This window comes from Ancylobacter gelatini (genome assembly GCF_022601675.1).
In the GTDB taxonomy this organism is placed as follows: domain Bacteria; phylum Pseudomonadota; class Alphaproteobacteria; order Rhizobiales; family Xanthobacteraceae; genus Ancylobacter; species Ancylobacter gelatini.
The window spans coordinates 89,152-112,709 of record NZ_JAKVIL010000013.1 but is presented as its reverse complement, the minus strand read 5'-3'; the positions used below and the strand labels follow the sequence as shown (position 1 = coordinate 112,709).

General features: G+C 65.6%; 24 protein-coding genes. 11 read left to right on the top strand and 13 right to left on the bottom strand.

Features of this window, described 5'->3' with window-relative positions; all coding sequences use genetic code 11:
• Nucleotides 1-50 precede the first annotated feature (50 nt).
• Complete coding sequence (locus MKI84_RS19270; RefSeq protein ID WP_241621887.1) at nt 51-2,162, top strand: NosD domain-containing protein; 2,112 nt, start codon at nt 51-53, stop codon at nt 2,160-2,162.
• Between the two features lie 38 nt (nt 2,163-2,200).
• On the opposite strand, the gene MKI84_RS19265 is transcribed toward MKI84_RS19270, so the two are convergent.
• Nucleotides 2,201-3,448, bottom strand: coding sequence for a lipopolysaccharide biosynthesis protein (locus tag MKI84_RS19265; RefSeq protein ID WP_342593653.1), 1,248 nt, complete (start codon nt 3,446-3,448; stop codon nt 2,201-2,203).
• An 80-nt stretch (nt 3,449-3,528) separates the two neighbouring features.
• Nucleotides 3,529-4,707, bottom strand: a complete 1,179-nt coding sequence (locus MKI84_RS19260) for a glycosyltransferase family protein (protein WP_241621885.1) — start codon at nt 4,705-4,707, stop codon at nt 3,529-3,531.
• A gap of 424 nt (nt 4,708-5,131) precedes the next feature.
• On the opposite strand from MKI84_RS19260, the gene MKI84_RS19255 reads away from it, so the two are divergent.
• Nucleotides 5,132-6,022, top strand: coding sequence for a glycosyltransferase family protein (locus MKI84_RS19255; RefSeq protein ID WP_241621884.1), 891 nt, complete (start codon nt 5,132-5,134; stop codon nt 6,020-6,022).
• Between the two features lie 58 nt (nt 6,023-6,080).
• Here the strand turns inward: MKI84_RS19255 and MKI84_RS19250 are convergent, their stop codons facing one another.
• The 8 genes from MKI84_RS19250 to MKI84_RS19215 all read right to left on the bottom strand — a co-directional run bounded on the left by MKI84_RS19250 (nt 6,081) and on the right by MKI84_RS19215 (nt 12,523).
• Nucleotides 6,081-6,857 (bottom strand): SDR family oxidoreductase, encoded by a 777-nt coding sequence (locus tag MKI84_RS19250; protein WP_241621883.1) that lies wholly within the window; start codon nt 6,855-6,857, stop codon nt 6,081-6,083.
• A 3-nt stretch (nt 6,858-6,860) separates the two neighbouring features.
• The gene (locus MKI84_RS19245; RefSeq protein WP_241621882.1) at nt 6,861-7,793 is read right to left on the bottom strand and encodes a dihydrodipicolinate synthase family protein; all 933 of its coding nucleotides are present in this window, start codon (nt 7,791-7,793) and stop codon (nt 6,861-6,863) included.
• 8 nt (nt 7,794-7,801) lie between these two features.
• On the bottom strand, nt 7,802-8,482 hold the full coding sequence (locus tag MKI84_RS19240) for a GntR family transcriptional regulator (RefSeq protein ID WP_241621881.1): 681 nt from the start codon (nt 8,480-8,482) through the stop codon (nt 7,802-7,804).
• A 105-nt stretch (nt 8,483-8,587) separates the two neighbouring features.
• Nucleotides 8,588-9,376: a transporter substrate-binding domain-containing protein gene (locus tag MKI84_RS19235; RefSeq protein ID WP_241621880.1), complete on the bottom strand. Its 789-nt coding sequence runs from the start codon at nt 9,374-9,376 to the stop codon at nt 8,588-8,590.
• Between the two features lie 65 nt (nt 9,377-9,441).
• Nucleotides 9,442-10,401 (bottom strand): agmatinase, encoded by a 960-nt coding sequence (locus MKI84_RS19230; protein WP_241621879.1) that lies wholly within the window; start codon nt 10,399-10,401, stop codon nt 9,442-9,444.
• Nucleotides 10,402-10,428: 27 nt separating this feature from the next.
• Complete coding sequence (locus MKI84_RS19225) at nt 10,429-11,091, bottom strand: amino acid ABC transporter permease (RefSeq protein ID WP_241621878.1); 663 nt, start codon at nt 11,089-11,091, stop codon at nt 10,429-10,431.
• Complete coding sequence (locus tag MKI84_RS19220; RefSeq protein WP_281063261.1) at nt 11,088-11,897, bottom strand: amino acid ABC transporter ATP-binding protein; 810 nt, start codon at nt 11,895-11,897, stop codon at nt 11,088-11,090. Before MKI84_RS19220 ends, MKI84_RS19225 begins: the two co-directional genes overlap by 4 nt.
• Nucleotides 11,897-12,523, bottom strand: a complete 627-nt coding sequence (locus MKI84_RS19215; protein ID WP_241621877.1) for a DUF1989 domain-containing protein — start codon at nt 12,521-12,523, stop codon at nt 11,897-11,899. Before MKI84_RS19215 ends, MKI84_RS19220 begins: the two co-directional genes overlap by 1 nt.
• Nucleotides 12,524-12,822: 299 nt before the next feature.
• On the opposite strand from MKI84_RS19215, the gene pxpB reads away from it, so the two are divergent.
• Genes pxpB through MKI84_RS19200 form a run of 3 tightly spaced genes read left to right on the top strand, consistent with a single transcriptional unit; the run spans nt 12,823 to nt 15,409 of the window.
• Nucleotides 12,823-13,575 (top strand): 5-oxoprolinase subunit PxpB, encoded by a 753-nt coding sequence (gene pxpB, locus MKI84_RS19210; RefSeq protein WP_241621876.1) that lies wholly within the window; start codon nt 12,823-12,825, stop codon nt 13,573-13,575.
• A complete protein-coding gene (locus MKI84_RS19205) occupies nt 13,572-14,639 on the top strand; it encodes a 5-oxoprolinase subunit C family protein (protein WP_241621875.1) in 1,068 nt (355 codons plus the stop codon). The genes pxpB and MKI84_RS19205 overlap by 4 nt, the downstream gene beginning before the upstream one ends.
• Nucleotides 14,636-15,409: a LamB/YcsF family protein gene (locus MKI84_RS19200; RefSeq protein ID WP_241621874.1), complete on the top strand. Its 774-nt coding sequence runs from the start codon at nt 14,636-14,638 to the stop codon at nt 15,407-15,409. The genes MKI84_RS19205 and MKI84_RS19200 overlap by 4 nt, the downstream gene beginning before the upstream one ends.
• Before the next feature lie 3 nt (nt 15,410-15,412).
• Here MKI84_RS19200 and MKI84_RS19195 read toward each other — a convergent pair whose 3' ends face one another.
• From MKI84_RS19195 to MKI84_RS19185, 3 genes are read right to left on the bottom strand one after another with little or no spacing between them, the layout of a single operon-like run.
• On the bottom strand, nt 15,413-16,681 hold the full coding sequence (locus tag MKI84_RS19195; RefSeq protein WP_241621873.1) for a Zn-dependent hydrolase: 1,269 nt from the start codon (nt 16,679-16,681) through the stop codon (nt 15,413-15,415).
• Entirely contained in the window at nt 16,678-17,658 is a 981-nt protein-coding gene (locus MKI84_RS19190) for a hydroxyacid dehydrogenase (RefSeq protein WP_241621872.1), read from the bottom strand. Before MKI84_RS19190 ends, MKI84_RS19195 begins: the two co-directional genes overlap by 4 nt.
• Nucleotides 17,659-17,696: 38 nt before the next feature.
• A complete protein-coding gene (locus MKI84_RS19185) occupies nt 17,697-18,911 on the bottom strand; it encodes a glutamine amidotransferase-related protein (RefSeq protein WP_241621871.1) in 1,215 nt (404 codons plus the stop codon).
• On the opposite strand from MKI84_RS19185, the gene MKI84_RS19180 reads away from it, so the two are divergent.
• The 6 genes from MKI84_RS19180 (at nt 18,904) to MKI84_RS19155 (ending at nt 23,548) form a co-directional block, all read left to right on the top strand.
• Complete coding sequence (locus MKI84_RS19180; RefSeq protein WP_241621870.1) at nt 18,904-19,185, top strand: hypothetical protein; 282 nt, start codon at nt 18,904-18,906, stop codon at nt 19,183-19,185. The two genes, MKI84_RS19185 and MKI84_RS19180, sit on opposite strands and share 8 nt — an antisense overlap.
• Nucleotides 19,186-19,251: 66 nt before the next feature.
• The gene (gene ehuB / locus MKI84_RS19175; RefSeq protein ID WP_241621869.1) at nt 19,252-20,121 is read left to right on the top strand and encodes an ectoine/hydroxyectoine ABC transporter substrate-binding protein EhuB; all 870 of its coding nucleotides are present in this window, start codon (nt 19,252-19,254) and stop codon (nt 20,119-20,121) included.
• Nucleotides 20,122-20,232: 111 nt separating this feature from the next.
• A complete protein-coding gene (ehuC, locus tag MKI84_RS19170; protein ID WP_241621868.1) occupies nt 20,233-20,892 on the top strand; it encodes an ectoine/hydroxyectoine ABC transporter permease subunit EhuC in 660 nt (219 codons plus the stop codon).
• A gap of 3 nt (nt 20,893-20,895) precedes the next feature.
• Complete coding sequence (gene ehuD, locus MKI84_RS19165) at nt 20,896-21,561, top strand: ectoine/hydroxyectoine ABC transporter permease subunit EhuD (RefSeq protein ID WP_241621867.1); 666 nt, start codon at nt 20,896-20,898, stop codon at nt 21,559-21,561.
• Entirely contained in the window at nt 21,558-22,328 is a 771-nt protein-coding gene (ehuA, locus tag MKI84_RS19160) for an ectoine/hydroxyectoine ABC transporter ATP-binding protein EhuA (protein WP_281063259.1), read from the top strand. Before ehuD ends, ehuA begins: the two co-directional genes overlap by 4 nt.
• Before the next feature lie 44 nt (nt 22,329-22,372).
• Nucleotides 22,373-23,548, top strand: coding sequence for a M24 family metallopeptidase (locus tag MKI84_RS19155; RefSeq protein WP_241621866.1), 1,176 nt, complete (start codon nt 22,373-22,375; stop codon nt 23,546-23,548).
• Nucleotides 23,549-23,558 lie beyond the last annotated feature (10 nt).

The window sequence follows — 23,558 nt, the reverse complement described above, 5'->3', positions numbered from 1 at the left end:
CACCGCCCATCCGCAGGCCCGTATCCCGGGGCCTATCAAGGGACGTGTGAATGGACGAAGACTTCACCTGCTCGCGACGAGCCCTGACGGCCAGCGCCCTGCTCCTTGGCCTCGCCCCTTCCGCCGCGCTCGCGGCCTCTCCCCTCTTCCGTCCGGACGCGCAGAACTCCGAGGAGATCAACAAGCTCCGTCAAACCCTGCTCGCCGCCGTCGACGACACCCCGGCCGAGCCGGCAGCGGGCGGGCAGACGCCGCCGGACGAGGCGAAGCAGGCTGTCGTCACCGCGCAGAACACTCGGGAGAGCCAGGCCGCCACCCAGATCGGCAGCGCGCGCGACCTGTTCGAGAACGCGGGGCAAACGCCGGCACTGTCAGCCGGCGAGGTCGTGTTCGCGCGCCGCGAGCAATTGTCATGGGAGGTGGCGGATCCGTCCGCGCAGGATCACCATGTCACCACCGCCAGCGGCCTCAAGCTCTATGTGCTGCCCTCCGGTGGAAAGCACGATCCACGCGCGTGGAACGTCACCGACGCCACCTCCTATCAGGCCATGCTCGACAAGGTTCCTGCCGGCAGCTGCATCCACAATCCCGCGGAATGGACCATCGACCTGACCGATGGTCTCGTGATCGGCAAGCGCCTGCAACTGGAAGGCTCCGGCCTGCTGCGCTTCGTCGCCGGCATCGAGAGGAAGGCCGCCATCCGCATCACCGCCGACGGCACCGAAATTCGCGGCCTTCGGATGACCAACCCCGACAAGCTCCAGAGCGCCACCGGCGGCCGCAGCTACGGCATCGAAATCCAGGCGAACGAGGTGCTGATCGAAGGCAACTTCATCGAGTATTTCCAGAACGCCATCGCCGTGCGCTCCAATGGCGAGTTCTACAGCACGCGCATCATCGGCAACCGCTGCAAGGACTGCCTCGGGGCCGGCAAGGAGGATCGCGGCGACGGCATCGTGACCTGGGGCGCGCAGGCCACCATCGTCGGCAACATCGTCAATCTGGCGGAAGGCCATGACGGCCGCGTCGGCATCCACGCCGAATCGCTGAGAAAATATGAGAAGACTTCAGCTCCGCACAATGATGCCATGATCACGGTCACGGGAAACGTGATCTGGGGGCAGTTCCGGCGCGGGATCGTCAATGAGGGCTGCACCGGCTTCGTCGCTTCCGGCAATGTGGTCGCCGACGCCACATGGTGGGCCTTCGCGATCATCCTCTCGCGCGCCTCCCAGGTCTCCAACAACACGGTGATCTGGTCGCGGACCGAGGCGGACACCCAGGGCGGCTCGTGGCGGCCGCAGCGCGGCCCGTTCATGCTGTATGGCAGCCAGGTCGGCACCACGATCTCCGACAACAGCGTCTATCTGCTCGCCGGCTCGACCGCCCGCGCCGGCATCTGCGTTCAAGGCGCGCGGCACTGGCGCAGCCTGATCGCCAAGGCGACCAATAACAGCTTCGTCGCCGCCGACACCACCGCCACGATGCAGAGCGGCGTCCTGCTGATCGGCGGCGGGGAGCGTGTCATCCTGAGTGGCAACATCTTCCGCGCCCCGCTCAGGACCGGCATCCACGTCGCGTCGCCGTGCCGGGTGACAGCCACCGACAATCACCTTGTGAACATGGACAAGATTCCCGGCTCGATCGGCATATTGTGCAATCGCGGAGAGCCGGGCGACTATCAGGGCAACACGGTCGACGGCTTCTCCAAGGGCATCGAATATTCCGAGATGCCCGGCGGAAGCATCGAGGGCAACCGCATCCTCAATTGCGACATCGGCATCGATCTCGACGGCAGCACCGACACCACCGTCACCGGCAACCGGTTTCGACAGACCGACGCTAGGATCGTCAAGGCCGAGCGGAGCGAGCCCCTGGTGTCCGGCAATGAAGGCCAGCTCTCGGTCTGGTCCGGCTCGATCCCGGAATTCTCGCTCGCCGACGCGCAATGCCACACCTTCACCACGGAGCTGGCCGGCGCCGCCTTCGGCGATGAGGTCACCGTTCGCTACCGGGCCGGGCTCAATGGCCTGCAGATGACGGCCGAGGTCAGCGCGCCGGGCACGGTTACCGTGACATGGTGCAACCGGACCGGAGTGGCCGCGTCACAGCCGGAGGCGGTCGCGACGATCGAGCTGCGAAAGGTCGGGTCCTATATGTGACGGCGCGATTCCGAGGCCGCCTTTCACGGGCGACGGGCTCACCGCGCTGACGATATCGCGCGGCTGTTCTTGAGCTGGTAGGCCACATAAATAATATAAATGCTCGATCCAGCGTAGAACAGCACCATCTGAAGGCTGTAAATCCTTACATAATTTTCGGCAGACAGATCGAAGTAGGTAACGGCAACGCACATCGCAATGAATGCGACGGCCCTGACGACATTCATGACAAGAAACGCCCGCTGCCTGTTGTAAACATTCAACAGCTGCATCAGAGGCGACGATGTAAACTGGAGAAATATGTAGATCGACAGCAAGGACGCATAATGTCCAGCGGTCTCCCATTGGGAGCCGAACGCGATACGAAAGATCGTCGGCCCGAAAAACATCAGTCCGAGCGTGGGAACGATGCTCGCCGCGAGAAGAAGCAGCTGAATCTTGACGGTCACCGAAAAGATCTGGTCAGGCCGATTGCGCCCCAGCTGCGCGACCTCGGCATAGTAGGCCCGGCCGATGGATTGGCCGATAATGCTGATGGGCAGCGCCAGCATGGTCAGAGCGAGGCCGAGCTGCCCGGACACGGCGATGCCATAGAACTTGGCGGTGTACAGCAGCGGCGCCTGCATCGTGAAGACCAGGATGATCTGCAACGGCAGCCGGTATATCGGATAGTCTTTGTAGAACGAGGCGATGAAGAGCAGCCGGCTCCTCGTCACGACCTGGGGAATCCGGCGGAAATTCTTGAAGAAAACCTGGGTAAAGCGCAGAATACCTCCGCTCTGGTTTGCCATCTGCCCGAACAGCAGCCCCAATGGCCGAATGCCCAGGAAGCCCAGAACAAGCTTCAGTCCATCGCCAACGAGAACGGCGACGATCGAATTCATGGCCATCAACTGGTAGGCCCGCCGGCGTGTCGCCCAGGCGTTCAGGATTTCGGAAAAGCCCGCCATCAGCAAGCCGATGGGCAGCAGGAACCACCATGGCGCCAGCGCCTGCGCGGAGAACAGGTCGAGCAACCATGGCCCGACGAAGATCAGCGCGACGCAGACGAGGCCGCCGACACCCAGCGTGAGCAGGCCCGACAGGGCGAACAGGTTGAGCGCCATTTCGTCGCGGCGCGGCAGCGGGATCGCCATCGGGTAGCGCAGCGACACCAGCGGCAGCAGCATCTGCACCAGTGCGGCATAGACCGCGACAAGCCCGTAATCGGCAGGCGTATAGAGACGCGCCAGGATCGGCACCGTGCACAGGCTGACCACGCGGGCCGCAACGCCCCCGAGCGCCAGCCGCGCCGTTCAAGGCGATTCGCTCGCGCACACCAGCCGATTTTGTCGCGAAAGTTCATCTATTTTCGCAAGAAAATGCTCTAGCGAACAGCTTGGCCGATGGTTCTATAGAGCTCGAAGTACATCATGAATTTATCGGAGAATGATATAGAGGAGCATTTAGTCGAAAAATCGTATATTTCTCTATACTTTGGTATCACCTTCACGACATCGAAGAATTCATCGGCCATTTTCTTGGAAAATGCGCCGAGTTCTGCGACGTGGGCCGGCTCTGCCAGCTTCGAGTATTCTTCTCGGCATTGGACAATCATGTCGTCGGGCGCGACCGATCGACCCGAAAAATTCCTATCGAACAACAATTTGAAAGTATCGGCCCGCATAGGCAACGGCATATCATCATTGGAGATTGGGCAGAAAATCGGTTTCCCCAGCATGGCCGCTTCCATAACGCCACGCCCCGTGGCCACAACGACATCGGCTGCCGGCAGGAAGTCCGACGCATTCTTAGTGTATTTCAGGTCGACGAAAACGAAGTCGCTCTTGTCCGCCGCAGCGACCACCTGATCATAAGCCTCCTTATCTTGTATGTAGCCAATGATAACGGCGCTGGCATCGACGCCGCGAGCGCGAGATTCGGCCGCGAGCTTCAAGGTGCCGAGAATTGACTTCAGGTAAACGTGAGAGATACGGGCGATGCGGAAAATCTTCAGCCGACCCACTCCGACCTCCCGCGCCAGATCCATCGCACCGGCCCCTTTCAAAGAGGGGGCAAGAACGCGCTGTGGGAGATAATGAATATTGGAATTCTTGAATTTTGCACGATTATAAAAATAATCGACATCTTCCTGAGAGAAAACAAAAATATTGTCGGCAGCAGGATAATACATTCGCGGCCTCGGACCACCCGGCTTTGTAATGTAGACTCGACACCCCGATCTTTCTGCAACTTCATTTGCCAATAAGAATGCAATTTTATCGAAAACATGTATATGTGTAGCGTTTTCTTTTAATAATTCATCCACAATATTTTTTATTGAAATATAATTCCAATTCTCAAAAACCACATGCCTGTAATCTATATCGCTACCCCTCAACGCAATAGGATCAATACTGCCGACATTGATCATCTTCACAGCGTCTTCGGAATTCTCGGCACTATACGCAGTAGCTATGGTCTTCATCGAGCGATAATGACCACCTATCCCGGTGGATCGACCCGCAAACGACGTAACGAGATAGATTATTTTTTTACTTTTCATCAAAAATTCCATCATATTAGATTAATATTGGCATATATAATTTATGAATTGCATTATATAATAAATTATTCAGTATGCATTTAAGGAAGCTGATCGCTTATCAGAAGGCACCTACTGAGACCGCAAGGTGAACATACGCGACTCTACCAAATTGCTCATATCCGCTCATTACGCGCAACAGCCTAGAACGACCGACGTTAACGCGACACCCTCCGTTCGCGGCTCGGATCAATTTCTTTGCCGTCGGCAGGCCAATCGTCATACTGTCGCTACCTATTTTCTCCGTGCGGATAGCGCCGTCTGCGATTTTTACGGCCTTTGCTTCGCACCGAGATGACGGCAGGCGCACTGATTATATTTGAGTATTTTTAAATTGGATTGACGGCGAATGCAAAAAATATACTTTGTTCATGATAGCAAAGCTATGTATCCTCTCGTCAAAGCGATGAAGGAATGCTATTCAGACACTTATGAAATGGAAGAAGCTTCCTTCGAAACGGCATCTCAGAAGCCGGATTTGGGGCGTTCCATCTGCTGGCATATGATGGGTTATTACCCCAAGAAGCTGGCCGCCGCCTGCACCATTCATGATTACCGCTCGCTGTCGCTGGGCCGTGGCGCGTGGTTCAAGGACCGGATCAAGGAGCGGCTGAACGCCCGCCCGGATATCCGGATCATCCAGCCCTCGATAGCCGACCGCCTCCATTTCTTCGATCGGGTCGATACCTATCTGCTCGATGTCGCCATTTCCACAGCCGTTCTCGAGTATCACAAGACCGACCCGGACGTGTTCAGCTACGATTTCTGCTACGTCGGCGCGATGAAAGCCGAACGCAAGATCGAGGTCATGGTGGACAGCTTCCTGCGGCATGTGCCCCAGGACAAAACGCTGCTCATGGTCGGCCAGCCCGAACCCTATCTGGTCGAGCGCTATCGCGACCAACCAAATGTACGCTTCACCGGCCCTGTGCCCCAGCGGCAGGTGTTCGACTATGTTCTGGACTCGAATGTAACGGTCTCCTACTTCCCCAACCACGCGCCCCACATCTTCCAGACACCGACCAAGATGCTGGAATATGCGGCTATCGGCGGGCGCATACTCGCCAATGAGCAGGCGATGAATCGGTTTACGGCGGAGAAATACGGCATCAAGGCCGCGTGGGGCAGCTCGGACGACCTGTTCCGCAGTCTGCCCGCGACGACCGATTGGCCCACCAACATGGACACCGATCCGCTTCCGATGACGTTCGAGCGCCACCTCAAGGAATCGGGACTGGTCGAGCGGCTGCAGGCGATCGTCTCGCAGATCGGGTAACGCCGGCCACACCAAAGGACACCCGGCGGGATAGCGCCCGCCGGGGCCGTGGGGCCTGTCACAGGCCCCGGATCATCCCGCCATCGACGCGGATCTGCGAGCCGGTGACGTAGCTCGCCCGCGCGCTGGCGAGGAAGGTCACCACGTCGGCGAATTCCTGCGGGTCGCCGTAGCGTCCCATCGGGATCGACGCGCGCGAGGCCTTCGACACGTCCTCGACACTGGCGCCCGTGCGTTTGGCGGCGGCGGCGTCCAGTTCGTCGGTGCGCGAGGTGTGGATGCGGCCGGGCAGCACGCAGTTCACCGTCACGCCCTCCGCCGCGACTTCCGCCGCCAGCGTCTTGGCCCAGCCGACGATCGAGGCGCGCAGCGCGTTCGACAGGCCCAGATTAGGGATCGGCTGCGCCACGCCCGAGGAGACGAGGTTGATCACCCGCCCGAAGCCGCGCGCGCGCATGCCCGGCAACAGCCGCGTCGTGATCTCGAACAGCGAGCCGACCATGGCCTCGAAGGATTTGCTCCACTGCTCGGCGGTGGCCTGCGCCACCGGGCCGGGCGGAGGTCCGCCGCCATTGTTGATCAGGATGTCGACCGGCTCGGAAAAGCCCTCCAGCGCCGCCAGCAGGCCGGCGCGGTTGGCGAGGTCGACCACCATTTCGCCGGCATCGCCGCCGCTCGCGCGGATCTCGCCCGCCACCTCCGCGACCCGCCCGGCGTTACGCCCGCAGATGATGACCCGCGCGCCCTCGCCCGCCAGCGTGCGCGCGATCGCCTCGCCCAGCCCGCGGCTGGAGCCGAGCACCAGCGCGGTGCGGCCTTTCAATCCAAGATCCATAAGTCACTTCCCCAACTTGATCGCGAGACGTGCCATCAGCTCGTCGAGTTCCTGATGGTCCCGCGCGGTCATCTTAGGGCCGGGATGGCGGGTGGCGGAACAGGCGATCGCACCGCGACGGCGCAGGATTTCCTTGCGCACCGCGAGACCGAAGCCGAGCTGCTGCTCATGGCGCAGGATCGGCAGGTAGATGTCGAACAGGTCTTCGGCCGCCTCGACCTCGCCGGCGTGGAACCGGTTGACCACCTCGACCAGCATTTCGGGATAGGCGAAGCCGGTCATGGCGCCGTCGACCCCGCGGCGCAGCTCCTGCGGCAGATAGAGCCCGCCATTGCCCACGAGGATCGACACGCGCCGGCCCTTGCCGGCGTCCGAGCGCTCGCGCAGCTTGGTGATCTTGGAGAGGCCCGAGCCCTCCTCATGCTTGAGCATGACGAAATTCGGGAAGTCGTCGATCAGCCGGTTCAGCACCGGGACCGAGGTGACGACCTGCGTGGTCTGCGGGTAGTCCTGATAGCAGACCGGGATGTCCGGCCCGAGGCGCGTGAGCACCGCCTCCCAATAGGCGTAGACCTGATCGTCGGTCTTCAGCCCCGGCAGCGGCGCGATCATCAGGCCGGCGGCGCCCTTCTCCATGGCGCTGTTGGCGAAGCGCACGAGATTGTCGGTGCCGGGATTGGTGGCGCCGACCACGATCGGCTTGGTGCCATCCACCCGCTTCATCACATGGTCGAGGAACAGGGCGGATTCCTCTGGCGTCAGCTTGCCGGCCTCGCCGAGCACGCCGAGGATGGTGATGCCGGTCACGCCCTTCTCGTCATAGAAGTCCAGCAGCGTGTCGGTGCTGGCGAGGTCGACCCGTCCATCCTCCGTGAACGGGGTCGGGGAGATGATGTACACGCCGCGCGTGGTTTCATCTATTTTCTTCTGAGACATTTGCGTCCTCAAATACTGCTGAGTTTCAGGATGATGCTGTGTTTGACGTTCTCGATGTGCTGCTGGATCGCGGCACGGGCGGCGTCGCGATTGCGACGGCGCAGGGCGTCGATCATCACGAGATGCTCGCGATGGCCGATCTCGAAGCGTTCGGGAACGCGGTCGAGATTGAAGGTGTAGGTCTTCACCCGCAGCCCCTCGATCATGCCGGCCAGCACGGCATTGCCGCTATGGGTGGCGATCATGCGGTGCAGAAGGCTGTCGACCTGCCAGTCGTCCTCGGCGCTCGGGGCCGGGGCGGCGAGCAGTTGGTTGATCTGCGCCTCCACCGCATCCAGCTCGTCCAGGGGCACGCGGGGCGTGGCCAGCGAGATCGCCTCGCTCTCCATGATCTGGCGCACATGCAGCGTCTCGATCAGCTCGCGGGTGGAGAACTCCTTGACCACGAGGACACGGCCGGGCTTGCGGGTGACGAAGCCTTCGCTCTCCAGCCGGTTCAGCGCCTCGCGCACCGGGGTGCGCGAAATATCCAGCTGTTCCGCCAGACGCCGCTCCTGCAGCACCGAGCCGACGGGGATCTCGCGCTTGATGAGCTGGTCGAGCAGGCGGTCATAGGCCATCTGGCTCAGCGCTTTCGGGGCGGGGTCGAGGAAGTCCTCCCCGTCCGCGTCCTCGTGCCTGTCCTTCATCTCAACTCTCGCCGCGCCGGGTGGGCGCCGTTCGGGAAGCCGGAAACATGAAAGGCACGCCGGATGCTGGATCCGGCGTGCCGGCGGGCTTGAAGCCCGCACCGATCAGTACTGCGTGCGGATCGGGTCCTTGGGCGCGGGCGAATAGCCCACGATCGGGGTGGTGAGCTTGGCATAGGTGCCGTCGGCGATCATGTCGGCCAGCGCCTTGTTCACCGCCTTGACGAGGTTCGGCTTGCCCTTCTTGAAGGGGAAGCCCTTCTGGACATGGCTCACATAGTCATCCGTCATGGTCAGCGGCAGCTTGGATTCCTGGATGGCGTAGGCGGCAGCGATCGAATCGGTGATCACCGCGTCGATATTGCCGTTCACCAGATCCTGCAGCGCGTCGGATTCGGCCTTGTAGGACTTCACCGTGGCGCCGCGCTCCTCGGCGAGCTTCTGCCAGGTCGAGGCGACCAGCACGCCGACGGTGCGGCCCTTGATGTCGGCGGACTTCTTGATGTCCGAGCCCTTCTTGGTCACGACGCGGCCGCCCGATTCCAGCCAGCCATCGGCGAAGGTCACCTGCTTCTGGCGGGCTTCGGTGATGTCCATGGCGTCGGAGGCGAAATCGTACTGGCCGGCCTCAAGCCCGACGAGCAGCGATTCCCACTTGATGATGACCGGGGTGTATTCGAGGTTCAGCCGCTTGGCGATCTCCTTGCCGACGCGGATTTCCAGCCCGTCCAGCGTGCCGTCCGGGGCGCGCATGGAGAAGGGCGGGTAGGTGCCTTCGGTGGCGATGAGGATCTTGCCGGGCTGGATCAGTTCCAGCTCCTGAGCGGCGGCGGGCTGGGCGACCAGCGCGCCGAGCGCGGCCGCGGCGATGACGGGCAAAAACGGAAAGCGCATGATAGTCCCCTGAGAAAGCTGGTTGACGGGAAGGCGGCGACTTTTCTTCTTAAGGCTGGCGTCTTTCACGGATGGAAGGCAGGCCGGCTCTCGGCATGGAGCGCGAGCAGTTCGGCCATGACGGTGGCGGCGAGCAGGGCGCTGATCTGTCCCGGCCCATCATAGGGCGGTGCCAGCTCCACCACGTCGGCGCCCACCAGATTGATGCCCTTGAGGCGGCGCAGCAGGTCGAGCGTTTCGCGCGCATTCGGCCCGCCCGCCTCCGGCGTCTCCACCGCCGGCGCGGCGGCGGGGTCGACGAAATCGAGATCGAAGGTGAGGAAGGCCGGCCGGCCGGCGGTCCGCGCGGCGATGCGCTCGGCAAGCGCTTCCATGCCCATCGCGAACATCTCGTCGGTGGTCACCACGTCGTAGCCGAGATCGAGCGACTGGCTGACATCGGTGGGCGAGAACAGCGAACCGCGCAGCCCGACCTGGATCGAATGCGACGGGTCGATGATGTTCTCCTCGACGCCGCGGCGGAACGGCGTGCCGGCGCTGTATTTTTTGCCGGCAAAATACTTGTCCCAGGTGTCGGAATGCGAGTCGAACTGGATCAGCGCCACCGGGCCGTGGGTCGCGGCCACCGCGCGGATCTCGGCCAGCGTCACCGAATGGTCGCCGCCAATGCCGAACGGCGTGACGCCGGCCTCGACCAGCGTGCGCACCGAGGCCTCGATCCGCGTATAGGTCTCCTCCAGATAGCCCGGCACCACCGAGCAGTCCCCGGCATCGGCGACGCGCAGCGCCTCGAACACGTTGATGCCGCCGCGATAGGGATTGATCGGGCGCAGCATGATCGACATGGCGCGCACCGCGTTCGGCGCGAAGCGGGCGCCGGTGCGGAACGGGGCGCCGGAATCGGAGGGGATGCCGAGGATGGCGGCATCCAGCCCGTCGAGCATGGTCGCCTGCGGCAGGCGCATGAAGGTGGGCACGCCGCAGAAGCGCGGGGTTTCCAGTGAATCGACGGGCAGCACACTCATGAGAGGCGCGCTCCCCTCGCGCAAGGATCAGACATAGCGGGCATTGTGGCGCTCCAGCACGGCCGCGACCTGCGACAGCATCGTGGTCATGATCAGGTAGATCACCGCCGTGGCGGCATAGAACTCGAAGGGCCGGAAGGTGGTGGCGATGATGGTCTGGGCGTAGAGCGTCAGTTCCACCACGGTGATGGTGGAGAGCAGCGAGGTGTTCTTCAGCGTCGAGATCGCCTCATTGGTCACCGAGGGCAGGATGATGCGCACCACCTGCGGCAGCACGATGCGGCGCAGCGTCTCGACGCGGCTCATGCCGAGCGCGAGCGAGGATTCCACCTGCCCCTTGGGAATTGCGGAAAGCCCCGAGCGGATGATTTCCGCGACATAGGCCCCGCTATTGATGCCGAGCGCCAGCACGCCGGCCACGAAGGGCGACAGGCCGAGCCCGAGCTGCGGCAGGCCGAAATAGACGATGAAGATCTGGATCAGCGCCGGCGTGCCGCGAATGAACCAGATGTAGAAATTGCTGGCCTGCCGGATCACCCCGATCTGCGAGGCCTTGCCGAGCGCCACCAGCAGCCCGCACACCCAGCTCACCAGGATCACCAGCACGGTGATCACCAGCACCAGCCAGGAAGCGTGCAGGAAGCCCGGCACATAGGGCAGGAAGAAATCGAGCCATTCGGAAAAGGTCATGGCTGCGCTCCTCCCGCCACTTCATCCGCGACATGCTCGTGCAGCACGCGCTTGAGGAACTGTTGAAGCCGCTCGCTCTTGGGCCGGCGCAGCACCTCGCGCGGCGGCCCGTCCTCGGCGATCAGCCCCTGGTCGAAGAACACGGTGCGGGTCGAGACCTCGCGGGCAAAGCCGATCTCATGGGTGACGAGCAGCATGGTCATGCCCTCCTGCGCCAGCGAGGCCATCAGCGCCAGCACCTCGCCGACCAGTTCGGGGTCGAGCGCGCTGGTCACCTCGTCGAACAGCATGAGGCGCGGCTTCATGGCGAGCGCGCGGGCAATGGCCACGCGCTGCTGCTGGCCGCCGGAGAGCCGGCTCGGATAGGCGCCGCGCTTGTCGGCGAGGCCGATGCGCTCCAGCAGCGATTCCGCGGTCGCCACCGCCTCGGCACGGGGGCGGCCGAGCACGCGCATCGGCGCCTCGATCACATTCTCCAGCACCGTCATGTGCGGCCACAGATTGTAGCTCTGGAACACCATGCCGATGCGGGCGCGGAGCGCGCGAAGCTGCGCCTCGCTCGGCCGGCTGCGCGAGCCCTCGGCGAAATCGAAATGGGCATCCTCGAAGTCGAGGAAGCCCGCATTGGGCATTTCCATCACGTTGATGCAGCGCAGGAAGGTGCTCTTGCCCGAACCAGAGGCGCCGATCACCGACACCACCTCGCCGGCATGGACATCGAGCGAGATGCCCTTGAGCACCTCGTGCGCGCCAAAATTCTTGCGCAGCTCGCGGATGCGCAGCAGCGGCTCGGGCGCGGCCGCCATCACGCCGCCCCCACGGGGGGAAGAATGTCGAGGATGCAGTCGCGCGGCGTGCGGTCCGGGCCGTTGATGGTGGTGATGTCCTGCGGGCAGTTGGAGAACACCAGTACCGCGTCGAACTCGGCCTTCATCTCGATATAGGAGCCGGGTTTGGAGCGCGGCAGGATACGGTCGAGCGTGCCGTCGGGGCGCACCTCCACGCTCATGAACAGGTTCAGCGGCGCGGGGGTGAAGGGATAGGTGATGCCGATCTCGCCGAGCGCCTCATGCATGTTGGTGGCGCAGGAGCGGTGAAAGCCGGTCACGCCGAGCTGGCGATAGATCGCCGGGTTGCAGGCGCACAGCAGCGTGTCGTGATTGCCGGCCGAGGTGTCCTCGGCGATGCAGACGATCGGGCGTCGCTCGGTCGTTACCAGCGCGGTGCCCTTGTTGACATAGGCGACCGAGTTGAACGAGCGCAGATTGTCCATGGACAGGAATTCGGACAGGTCTTCGGCGTTGAACGCCCAGAAGTCGAGCGCCTGCGTGCCGTAAGGGTTGGTCAGCCGCACGCTCCAGCCGGCCTTCAGGCGCAGCGCCTTGCCGTGGCCGGCGGGAAGAACGATCTGGGCGGCCTCGTCGAATGTCATCTGCACACGCCTCTGCCAGTGAAACGCGACCCGCCGCCAGCGCCGGCCGAATTGGCCGATGCGCGCCGGATCGATTGCTGGAATTTTTATGGTATACCGAGGGAATGCAAGTGGAATTTTTATGCATGCCTGCCTGTGATTTGGCCTTTGCGGATCGGCGCTCCTGACCGATCATGGCCGGAGCGATGCGAGTGATTTTCAAATAACATATTGAATTATATCGATAAAAATCACACCATCGCCAAAACCGCCCCCTCCTCCCGCCGTGCCTTCGGCACCGAACATCCGCCAAGACGCCCATGAATCAGTCCCCCACCTCCCCCCCTCGCCTGCTGGATGCCGGAGATGGCGGGCTGGTCGTCGAGTTCGGCAGCGATGTCGACGAAGCGGTGAACCGGCGCGTGGTCGCGCTGGATCGGGCGCTTACCGAGCACCCGGTCCAAGGCGTGCGCGAGACCGTCCCGACCTACCGCTCGCTGCTGGTGCTGTTCGATCCGCTGGCGATCGGGCGCGACGCGCTGGCCCGCCACATCCTCGCGCTCGATCATGGCGAAGACGATGCGGCCGGCGGCGCGCATTGGCGCGTGCCGGTGCGCTATGGCGGCGAGCATGGCGTCGATCTGGAAGCGGTGGCCAAGCTCCACGGCCTGTCCACCGAGGAGCTGATCGCGATCCATAGCGGCGCGCTGTACCGGGTCTACATGATCGGTTTCGCCCCCGGCTTCGCCTATCTCGGCGGCCTGCCGGAAGCGATCCACACCAGCCGGCGCACCGATCCCCGCCCGAAGACGCCGCCGCGCAGCGTGTCTATCGGCGGGCGGCAGGCGGCGGTCTCCCCGCCGCTGGAAGTGCCGAGCGGCTGGCATCTTCTCGGCCAGACCCCGGTGCGCTCCTATGATCCGGCTCGCGCGGAGCCGTTCCTGTTCGCGCCGGGCGACACGCTGGGCTTCTATCCCGTCGGCGCGGACGAGTATGACGACATGCTCGCCGCCGCGCAGCGCGGGGAAGTCGTGGCGGAACGGCTGGCCTCGAATGCGGAGCCCCGGCCATGAGCGATGATCCGAAAAGCGATGATCATCTGGCGCTGAGCGATGGCGGGCTGTTCTCCACGCTTCAGGACGCCGGCCGCTTCGGCTATCAGCGCTTCGGCATCTCCAATTCCGGCGCGATGGACAGCTTCAGCATGCGCCTTGCCAACGCGCTGGTCGGCAATCCCGGCGACGCCGCGGTGGTGGAGATGACGCTGTCCGGCATCGCCTTCACCGTCGCCGCCCCCAATTGCCGCATCGCGCTGGCCGGCGCGACGATGCCGCTCGCGATCAACGGCCGGCCGGCGCAGCCCCATCAGGCGCATGACCTCGTGCGCGGCGACACGCTGACGGTCGGTCGCGCGGCGAGCGGTATGCGCGGCTATCTCGCGGTCGCGGGCGGCTTCGATGTCGCCCCGGTGCTGGGCAGCGTCTCGACCCATACCCGCTCGCGCATCGGCGGGCTCGATGGCGGCCCGCTCGGTGCCGGGGCCATCCTGCTGCTGAAGGGCGCGCCCTCCGGCCCGCCGCTGCGGCTCGATGCCGGCCAGCTCCCGGCCGCGGAAACCCGGCTGCGCGTGGTGCTCGGCCCGCAGGCGGACGCGTTTACGGCGAAGGGCATCGAGACCTTCCTGACCTCGACCTATCGCCTCTCCAACCGCACCGATCGCATGGGCTGCCAGCTTGAAGGCCCCGAGGTCGAGCATGCTGCCGGCTTCAACATCGTCTCCGACGGCATCGCCAACGGCTCGATCCAGATACCCGGTCATGGAAGGCCGATCATCCTGCTCGCCGACCGTCAGACCACGGGCGGCTACCCGAAGATCGCGACCGTGATCGGCCCGGACCTGCGGCTCCTCGCCCAGGCGCGGCCCGGCGACGAGATCCGCTTCGAGGCGGTGGACCTCGCGGAGGCCGTCCGCATCGCGCAGGCGGCAGCGGCGAGCCTCAAAGAGATCATCGCCGGCATGGAGCCGGTGGTGTTCGGCGCGGCCGCGCTCACCAGCGACCGGCTGCTTGGCCTCAACCTCATCAGCGGCGTCACCTGCGCCGCGCAGGATCCCTTCAGCGAGACGGGGCGGACATGACCAGCATCGACATCAATTGCGACATGGGCGAGGGCTTCGGCGTCTACACGCTCGGCGACGATCCGGCGATGCTGGAGATCGTCACCTCCGCCAACATCGCCTGCGGCTTTCATGCCGGCGATCCGCTGGTGATGGCCGCGACACTGGCAGCCGCGAAGAGGAACGGGGTGGGCGTCGGTGCCCATCCCAGCTTTCTCGACCTGTGGGGCTTCGGCCGCCGCCCGATCATGGGCGAACGCCCGGCCGATATGGAGAAGCACATCATCTACCAGATCGGCGCGCTGCAGGCCCTCGCCCATGCCGACGGGCAGAAGCTCCAGCATGTGAAGACCCACGGTTCGCTCGGCAACATCGCCAATGAGGATGCGGAACTGGCCGATGCGGTGGCCCGCGCCATCCGCGCGGTCGATCGCGACCTGATCTTCATCGCCATGCCGGGGCTGGAGATGGAGCGCGCCGGCCTCGCCGCCGGCCTGCGCGTGGTGAGCGAGGTTTATGCCGACCGCGCCTATGCCGACAACGGCAATCTGGTCTCGCGCAAGCTTCCCGGCGCGGTGATCCATGACGCGGAAGCCGCCGCGACGCGGGTGCTGCGCATGGTGGAGGATGGCGAGATCATCACCGCCAGCGGCGGCCGCCTCAAGGTGCGGCCGGAAACGGTGTGCGTCCATGGCGACACCCATGGCGCGGTGGAGATGGCCCGCACCATCCGCGACCGGCTTTCCGGCGCCGGCCTCAAGCTGCTGCCCTTCGGCGAAACGCTGGACTGACGCTCAGCGATTGTCGTCGCGCGCCAGAAGATGCGCGATGACGTCGGCGGCGACCACGAAATCCTCGATGCGCATCGCCTCGTCGGGATTATGGCTGCCGTTCTGGTTGCGCAGGAACACCAGCGCCGAAGGCACGCCGGCATTGGCGAAGGTCGCGGTGTCGTGGCCGGCCCCGCTCGCCATCTCGACGAAGCCGACGCCTTGCGCCTGCGCCACCGCCGCGAACTGCGCGCGCAGGCTCTCGTCCAGCCGCGCCGGCATCGAGCCGGAACGCTCGCCGAGATCGAAGGTGACGCCGCGTGCCGTCTCGATCCGCGCCACGAGTTCCATCAGCCGGGCGTGGATGCGCTCCAGGCAGCCCGGCGACAGGCTGCGCACGTCGAGGCAGAAGCCGACCTCGCCCGGCACCTTGCTGAAACCATGCAGATCGGGCGGCGTCGCCACCTCGCCGAAGGTGATGGTCGCGGTCTCGCCATCGGCCAGCACTTCGGCCCACAGGCCATCCAGCGCGGTGATGAGATCGGCGAGCGCGAACACCGCGTCGTGGCGGTGGCTGCGCGGCACGGCGCCGGAATGGCCCCATTCGCCCAGAATCCGTGCCTTGCGGTAGCGGAAACTGCCGGAAATGCCGGTAACGAGGCCGATCGGCACATCTTCGGCGCCGAGCACCGGCCCCTGTTCGATATGCAGCTCGACGAAGCCGTGCAGGCCCTTCGGGTCGAGATGCACCTTGCCGGTGCCGACCTGCGCGGGATCGAGCCCGAGCCGCGCCATGTGCTCGCGCAGGGCGATCCCGGTGTCGGCGCGCGGCGTGTCGAGGCTTGCGTCCGGCAGCAGGCCGAGCGCGGCGCGGCTGCCGAGATAGGACAGCGGGAACCAGTTGCTCTCCTCGGCCCGGATCGCCATCACCGTGACCGAGCGGCGCGGCCGGACCCCGGCCTCGACCAGTGCCCGCACCGCCGACAGGCCGGCGATCACCCCGGCGGCACCGTCGAAATTGCCGCCATGGGGCACCGAATCGAGATGGGAGCCCACCACCCAGCCCGGCAAAGTGGGATCGCGCCCCTCATAGGTCAGATAGAGATTGCCGGCCGGGTCGATGCGCTGCGACAGGCCGAGCGCCGCCGCCTCGCGCTTCATCACCTCATGGGCGAACTGCTCGCCCTCCCCATAGGCGGCGCGGGTGATGCCCGGCGCATCCGTGGTGTGTTCCGCCAGTTCGTCGAACAGGCGTTCGGCAAAGGCGCGATCAATGGCGATGTCGGATGTCACGAGCGGTCCCCCTGGCCCGGCGGCCATATTTCAGGATTGACGAGATGGCGCGGGCGGCGGCCGGCGAACACCTCCGCCACCTGCTGCGCCACGAGAAGGGCGGTGCGCTCCAGCGCCTCGACCGCAGAACCGGCGACGTGAGGGCTGAGCACCACATTGTCGAGGCCGGCGAGCGGCGAGGCGGGATCGAGCGGCTCGCGCACGAACACGTCGAGGCCGGCGCCGCCGATGCGGTGCGCGCCCAGCGCCTGCGCCAGAGCCGTCTCGTCGATCAGGGCGCCGCGCGAGGTGTTGACCACAAACGCGCCCGGCTTCATCAGCCCCAGCTCGCGCGCGCCGATCACACCGCGCGTTTCCGGCGTATTCGGCAGGTGCAGCGAAACGACGTCGGCGATGGCGAGCAGCGCGTCGAGGCTGTCCATCCGCTCGACGCCGGATTCGAGAAACGCCGAATCCGGCTGGCTGCGCGAGAAGCCGACCACGCGCATGCCGAAGGCGCGCGCCAGCTCCGCCGTGGCGCGGCCGATATTGCCGAAGCCGACCACGCCGAAGATCGCCCCGTGCAGTTCGCGCAGCGGCGCGCGGTACTTGAAGCCGAAATCGCCACGCCGGACCGCCGCGTCCGCTCCCGGCACCGACTTGGCGAGCGCCAGCGTCAGGGCCAGCGTCTGCTCCGCGACCGCGCGCACATTGGTGCCCGGCGTGTTGACCACGCAGACGCCGCGCCGGCTCGCCTCTCCGATATCGACCGGATCGGTGCCCACGCCGTGCACGCCGATGACGCGCAAGCCGGGCGCGGCGGCCATGGCCGGGGCGCGCAGGCCAGCATCGCGGGTGATGACCGCCTCCATGCCGGCCATGGCGCGGATGATGGTGTCGGCATCATAGGCCGGGGCATTCACCGGCTCGATGCCGGCCTGCGCCAGCAGGTCGAGCCCGGCGGGGTGGATAGGTTGCACGATGAGGCAACGGGGCATGAGGGTCAGCTTTCGATGCAGGACCGTGGAACGTGTGCTCAGGCGCCGGACGCCGCCTTGAGGAAACCGGCGATCAGCGGATGGGGCCGGCCGCGCCGGCTGGCAAGCTCGGGATGCCCCTGCATGCCGATGAAGAAGCGCAGCCCCGGCACCTCGATGGCGTCGGCTAGATTGCGTTCGGCCTGCCAGCCCGACACGCTGAGCCCGGAATCGGAGAGCCGCTTCTGCAGCTCCGGCTCCAGCACGAAGCGATGATTGTAATGGATGTCGAGCGTCGCCGCCCCGTCGACCAGCGCGGCGAGGCGCGTGCCGGGCTCGATGCGGCAGGGCTGGATGCCGAGACGGTGCATGGGCCGGCCCTGCATATCGTGCAGGCGCACGAAGGTCTTGGTCTGGGCGGAGGGGTCGGCCTCCGCGAGGTTGGCGTCGTTGAAGCCGCAGATTTCCTGCGCCACCGCGGTCGTCATGGTCTGCATGCCCAGGCACAGGCCGACGGTCGGCAGGTCGCGACGGATCGCGAATCGCGCCGCCTCGGTCTGGCCGCGCACCTGCTCCATGTCCGAGCCGCCGGGCAGCAGCAGGCCATCGGCTTCGGCGAGCGCGTGCTCCCATACCGGGGCGGGCTCGTCGCGCGGATCAACGAAGCGCAGCGACAGGTTGAGGCCGAGCGCCTCGGCGGCATCGCCCAGCGCGGCGATGTTGGCGGGATACACCTCACGCATCAGCGCCTCGTCGCCGACCACCACGATGGTCAGCGCCGGCGAGGTCACCGGCGCGGGTTCCATGTCGAGCCGGAACGGGCGGCCGAATTCGTCCAGCCGCCAGGCGCCGAGCACGGTGTCGCCCCCCTCGTCCCGCAGCTCAAAGACACCGTCCCGTTCGGTGACGACCAGCGTCTCGACCGCGCGGCCGGCAGCGGCGGCGGTGGCGGCGATACGCCGGGCCGCTTCGGCCTGGATGGGAAGATGCGGGTTGATGGGCACCACCACGCACGCATCGTCGAGCCGCACCACCGCGCCACGGTCCACCGGCGCGGCAACCGGCCCATCAATGGCACGCTCCGCCCAGAACACCCCGTTGGGCGCCATCTCGCCATGCGCCAGCACATGGATATGGCAGTCGAACCGCCCATGCCCGCCGCCGCCGGTCACCAGCGTGGTGAAGCGGGCGCCGCGCTCGGCGGCGATCTCGCCGGCGATCATCCCGTCGAGCGCGGGCAGGGGCGTGTCATGGACGACAAGGACGATGGTCATCTTCTTCTCCGGCATTCTGGCGGCGGCTGCGCAGTTGTTCGGCACTGTGCCCGCGACGCAGGCACTCCCTCCTGAAATCACCGGCGCCGACGCCAGGGAAGGCGTTAGGCCGGGATGCCCGGTCGGGCAAGGCTTTTGGCATGCATTTCGCGTGCCGCTGGTTTTTAATTGGTATACCGTTTGTATTGGTCTGGCATTTGCATCTGCTGAAACGACCTGCTCCTCGCTGCTCCCTCGTCATGCGGTGGTTCCGCACGGGACTGGGTCGACCTGATTTGCACTTTTTCGATCAAAGTAAACCAAGCCACCCTCGGGCGGCCAGAGTCGAACCGGAGATGACATGACCACGTTCAGAAGCCTCTTCGGCAAGGCGGCGATCGCCGGCCTCGCCCTCAGCCTGATGTCCGGCATGGCCGCGGCACAGTCCCTCATGGAGAAGATCAAGTCCGGCGAGATCATTCGCGTCGGCTTCGCCAATGAGGCGCCCTTCAGCTCCGCCAATGCCAATGGCGAACTGGTCGGCTCCGATATCGTGCTGCTGCGCGCCACGCTGGAAAAGATGGGCGTGAAGGAATTCGACGGCGTGCTGACCCCGTTCGGCTCGCTGATTCCCGGCCTCAAGGCCAAGCGCTTCGACATCATCGCGGCCGGCCTCTACATCCGCCCGGACCGCTGCAAGCAGGTCGCGTTCGCCGAGCCGATCTTCGCGGTCGGCGACGCCATCGTGGTGCCCGCCGGCAACCCGAAGAAGCTGTCCGCCCTCACCGATTTCGCCAAGGATTCCAAGCTCAAGCTCGGCTACACCACCGGCGCCGGCGCCATGATCGAACACGCCTACGCCTCCGGCATGCCCAAGGAGCAGGCGGTCGCCCTGCCCGACGGCCCGGCGCTGATCGCCGCGCTGAAGGCCGGCCGCATCGATGCCTTCATCTATCCCTCGCTCTCCGCGCAGGAACTGCTGAAGGCGGCGAACGATCCGGCGATCGAGCGCGCCGATCCGTTCACCCAGCCTGTGGTCAACGGCAAGCCCGTGCTCGGCGTCGGCAGCTTCGCGGTGCGCACCGACGATGCCGAGTTCCTCAAGGCGTTCAACGAGACGATGCTCTCCATCCTCAACTCGCCGGAATACCTCAAGATGATCGAGCCCTTCGGTTTCTCCAAGGCTGACATCCCGGTCGGGCTGACCACCGCCGAGCTCTGCAAGGGCTGACCTTCCGCCACCCGCTCCGGCACCCTGCCCGCCGCGCTTCCGAGGCGGACAGGGTGAAGGGCCGCGGGCGCCCGGCCCGGCGCCCGCGGCGTCCCTGCCGTTGGAGACCCCATGCATATCGTCTGGGAATACCGTCAATTGCTGGTCGAGGGCGTGCGCATCACGCTCCTTATCACCGCGCTCTCGGCGGTGCTGGCGATTTTCATGGCCTTCGCCTCGGGGCTCGCGCGCGATGCCCGCTCCCCGCTGCTGCGGGTGCCCGCCATCATCTATATCGAGCTGTTTCGCGGCACATCGCTGCTGGCACAGATGTTCTGGCTGTTCTTCGTGCTGCCCTCCTTCGGCGTCAACATGCCGGCGCTCGCCTGCGGCGTGCTCGCCATCGGCCTGTGCAATGGCGCCTATGGTTCGGAGATCGTGCGCGGGGCGCTGCGCGCCGTGCCGCGCGGCCAGCGCGAGGCCGCCATCGCGCTCAACTACTCCCGGGCACAGACCTTCCGCATCATCCTGCTGCCGCAGGCCGCCCGCATCATGGCCCCGCTGTTCGGCAGCCTCGTCATCGAAATACTGAAAGGCTCGTCGCTGGTCTCGCTGATCACGCTGGCGGACCTCACCTTCCAGGCCAAGAACATCATCCTCGTGCACCTCAACACCACCACGGTGCTCAGCGTGGTTCTGGTGATCTATTTCCTCATCGCCCTGTTCATCAGCGGCGGCGCGCGGCGCATCGAGCGGGCGCTGTCGCGCGGTGTCGATGGCGCGGGGAGGTAGGCCATGGAATTCTCGTTCGAACTGCTGTGGGAAATCCTGCCGCAATTGCTGCGCGCCACCGTGGTCACCCTTGAGGCGACGTTCTGCGGCTTCTTCATCGCGCTCGTCGTCGGGCTGGTCATGGTCACCTTCATGCGCGCCCGGGCGCGCGGCGTGCGTATCGCCGCGCGGCTGGTGATGGAGTTCCTGCGGGCGACGCCGCTGCTGGTGCAGGTCTATTTCCTGTTCTTCGTGCTGCCGGAGTTCGGCATCAGCCTCTCGCCCTTCCTCACCGGGGTGATCGCGCTCGGCTGCCATTACGGGGCCTATGCGGCGGAGGCCTATCGCGCCGGACTGGAGGCGGTGCCCAAGGGCCAGTGGGAGGCCGCGGTGAGCCTGAATTACGGGCGCCTCGCCACCTATCGCCACATCGTGCTGCCGCAGGCGCTGCCGCCGATCGTGCCCTCGCTCGGCAATATCGCGATCGCCATGCTGAAGGACACGCCGATCCTCGCGGCTGTGACCGTGACCGAACTCATGTTCGTCGCCAACGAGATCGGCTCGGAGCGCTTCCAGTACACCGAGCCGGTCACGGCGGCGGCCTTGATCTATCTCGTGCTGAGTCTGGCCGCCGCGCCGCTCATCAATCTCATCGACCGGCGCCTGAGGCCGCAGGAGACCCGCGCATGATGCCCATGGTCAAGTTCGAGAACGTCACCAAGCGCTTCGGCGCGACCGTGGTGCTCGACCGTTTCGACTTCGAGGCCGCGCGCGGCGAGAAGGTGGTGCTGATCGGCCCCTCCGGCTCCGGCAAGTCCACGCTGCTGCGCGTGCTGATGACGCTGGAGCGCGTCGAGGACGGCATGGTGATGATCGACGGCGAAGCGCTGTGGTATGTGCGCGACGGCCAGGACGTGGAGCCGGTGACGCAGGCTCATCTCCATCACATGCGGGCCAAGGTCGGCATGGTGTTCCAGCACTTCAACCTGTTCCCGCACATGACGGCGCTGGAGAACGTCGCGAGCGCCCCGCGCCATGTGCTCGGCAAGTCGAAGGCCGAGGCCGAGGCACTGGCGGAGGTGCTGCTGCGCAAGGTCGGGCTCGGCGACAAGCTGTCGAGCTACCCCGCCCGGCTCTCCGGCGGCCAGCAGCAGCGCGTCGCCATCGCCCGCGCCATGGCGATGGAGCCCAAGGTCATGCTGTTCGACGAGGTGACGAGCGCCCTCGATCCCGAGCTGGTCGGCGAGGTGCTGGAGGTGATGCGCGCGCTCTCGGTGGAGCGCGACCTCACCATGCTGATCGTCACCCACCAGATGGGCGTCGCCCGCGCGCTGGCCGATCGCGTCTGCTTCTTCGAGAAGGGCGTGATCGTCGAGCAGGGCCCGCCCGAACAGGTGATCGACGATCCCATCCACCCCCGCACGCAGGGCTTCCTGCGCGCCGTGCGCCTCACCTGAGCGCTCCCGGCCTTCCGCCTCCCGTCCCTCATCGGTGCCTTGCCATGTCCTCTCGCCCCACCCCGCCGCTCGCCACCTTCCCGCTCGCTGAATATGATGCGCGCCTCGCCCGCACCCGCGAGCGCATGGCCGCGCGCGGCCTCGCCGGCCTGCTGCTTTTCGCGCAGGAGAGCCTGTATTATCTCACCGGCTACGACACGTCGGGCTATGTGTTCTTCCAGTGCGCGGTGCTGCCGCTGGACGGGCCGATCACCCTGCTGACCCGCCGCCCCGACGTCGCTCAGGCGCGCGACACCTCGACCATTGACGACGTGCGGGTCTGGTACAATGCCGAGGACGCCGATCCTGCCGGCGACCTCGCCGCCATCGTGGCGGAGAAAGGGCTCGCGGGGCACCGGCTCGGCGTGGAATTCGCCACTTACGGCCTCACCGCCGCCAATTGGCGGGCGGTGGAGCATGCCCTCGACGGGCGGGCCACGCTGGTCGATGCCTCCGACCTCGTGCGTGACCAGCGTCTCATCAAGTCGCCTTTGGAACTGGCGCATGTCCGCGAGGCCGGGCGCCTCGCCGATCTCGCCATGGAAGCGGCGCGGCAGGCAGCGCAGCCCGGCCGGCTCTCCGGCGAGATGGCGGGCGCGATCCTGTCCACCACGCTCAAACATGGCGGCGATCTGCCGAGCGAGCAGCCGATCGTCAATAGCGGCCCGCGCGCGGTCTATGGCCGCGGCGTGCTCGGCGCGCACCGCCTTGAGAGCGACGATCAGGTGCTGGTGGAGTTCGGCGCCAGCCATCGCCGCTACATGGTGTGCATCGAGCGGACCGTCATCCTAGGCCGGCTCACCGACGAGCACGCCACCATGTTCCGCGTGGTGCGCGAAACCATGGAGGCGATGATCGGCGCCATCCGGCCCGGCGCGCCGCTGGGTGACATCGATGCCGAGCACCGCCGCGTGCTCGATGCCTCCGGCTTCGGTGCCGACCGCTACGGCGCGTGCGGCTATTCGCTGGGCGCCACCTTCGCCCCGACCTGGATGGACGTGCCGCCGATGATCTATTCCGGCAACCCGCTGATCATGCAGCCCGGCATGGTGCTGTTCCCCCACGCCATGCTCGGCGCCGTCGGCTCCCGCCGCGCGGTCGGCATGGGCCACACCGTGATCGTCACGGAAGACGGCTGCGAGCAACTCAGCCGCCTGCCGCTCGAACCGCTGATCGCCTGAGGAGACCCGC

What these genes read in the sequence shown, in the direction of transcription:
- MKI84_RS19240 (WP_241621881.1), bottom strand. Translation starts at nt 8,482, where the DNA reads ATGAAGGACAGGCACGAGGACGCGGACGGGGAGGACTTCCTCGACCCC.
- MKI84_RS19270 (WP_241621887.1), top strand. Translation starts at nt 51, where the DNA reads ATGGACGAAGACTTCACCTGCTCGCGACGAGCCCTGACGGCCAGCGCC.
- MKI84_RS19235 (WP_241621880.1), bottom strand. Translation starts at nt 9,376, where the DNA reads ATGCGCTTTCCGTTTTTGCCCGTCATCGCCGCGGCCGCGCTCGGCGCG.
- MKI84_RS19215 (WP_241621877.1), bottom strand. Translation starts at nt 12,523, where the DNA reads ATGACATTCGACGAGGCCGCCCAGATCGTTCTTCCCGCCGGCCACGGC.
- MKI84_RS19190 (WP_241621872.1), bottom strand. Translation starts at nt 17,658, where the DNA reads ATGCCCCGTTGCCTCATCGTGCAACCTATCCACCCCGCCGGGCTCGAC.
- MKI84_RS19220 (WP_281063261.1), bottom strand. Translation starts at nt 11,897, where the DNA reads ATGGCGGCCGCGCCCGAGCCGCTGCTGCGCATCCGCGAGCTGCGCAAG.
- pxpB (WP_241621876.1), top strand. Translation starts at nt 12,823, where the DNA reads ATGAATCAGTCCCCCACCTCCCCCCCTCGCCTGCTGGATGCCGGAGAT.
- MKI84_RS19245 (WP_241621882.1), bottom strand. Translation starts at nt 7,793, where the DNA reads ATGTCTCAGAAGAAAATAGATGAAACCACGCGCGGCGTGTACATCATC.
- ehuB (WP_241621869.1), top strand. Translation starts at nt 19,252, where the DNA reads ATGACCACGTTCAGAAGCCTCTTCGGCAAGGCGGCGATCGCCGGCCTC.
- MKI84_RS19205 (WP_241621875.1), top strand. Translation starts at nt 13,572, where the DNA reads ATGAGCGATGATCCGAAAAGCGATGATCATCTGGCGCTGAGCGATGGC.
- MKI84_RS19255 (WP_241621884.1), top strand. Translation starts at nt 5,132, where the DNA reads ATGTATCCTCTCGTCAAAGCGATGAAGGAATGCTATTCAGACACTTAT.
- ehuD (WP_241621867.1), top strand. Translation starts at nt 20,896, where the DNA reads ATGGAATTCTCGTTCGAACTGCTGTGGGAAATCCTGCCGCAATTGCTG.
- MKI84_RS19250 (WP_241621883.1), bottom strand. Translation starts at nt 6,857, where the DNA reads ATGGATCTTGGATTGAAAGGCCGCACCGCGCTGGTGCTCGGCTCCAGC.
- MKI84_RS19225 (WP_241621878.1), bottom strand. Translation starts at nt 11,091, where the DNA reads ATGACCTTTTCCGAATGGCTCGATTTCTTCCTGCCCTATGTGCCGGGC.
- MKI84_RS19200 (WP_241621874.1), top strand. Translation starts at nt 14,636, where the DNA reads ATGACCAGCATCGACATCAATTGCGACATGGGCGAGGGCTTCGGCGTC.
- MKI84_RS19185 (WP_241621871.1), bottom strand. Translation starts at nt 18,911, where the DNA reads ATGACCATCGTCCTTGTCGTCCATGACACGCCCCTGCCCGCGCTCGAC.
- MKI84_RS19180 (WP_241621870.1), top strand. Translation starts at nt 18,904, where the DNA reads ATGGTCATCTTCTTCTCCGGCATTCTGGCGGCGGCTGCGCAGTTGTTC.
- ehuC (WP_241621868.1), top strand. Translation starts at nt 20,233, where the DNA reads ATGCATATCGTCTGGGAATACCGTCAATTGCTGGTCGAGGGCGTGCGC.
- ehuA (WP_281063259.1), top strand. Translation starts at nt 21,558, where the DNA reads ATGATGCCCATGGTCAAGTTCGAGAACGTCACCAAGCGCTTCGGCGCG.
- MKI84_RS19155 (WP_241621866.1), top strand. Translation starts at nt 22,373, where the DNA reads ATGTCCTCTCGCCCCACCCCGCCGCTCGCCACCTTCCCGCTCGCTGAA.
- MKI84_RS19230 (WP_241621879.1), bottom strand. Translation starts at nt 10,401, where the DNA reads ATGAGTGTGCTGCCCGTCGATTCACTGGAAACCCCGCGCTTCTGCGGC.
- MKI84_RS19260 (WP_241621885.1), bottom strand. Translation starts at nt 4,707, where the DNA reads ATGAAAAGTAAAAAAATAATCTATCTCGTTACGTCGTTTGCGGGTCGA.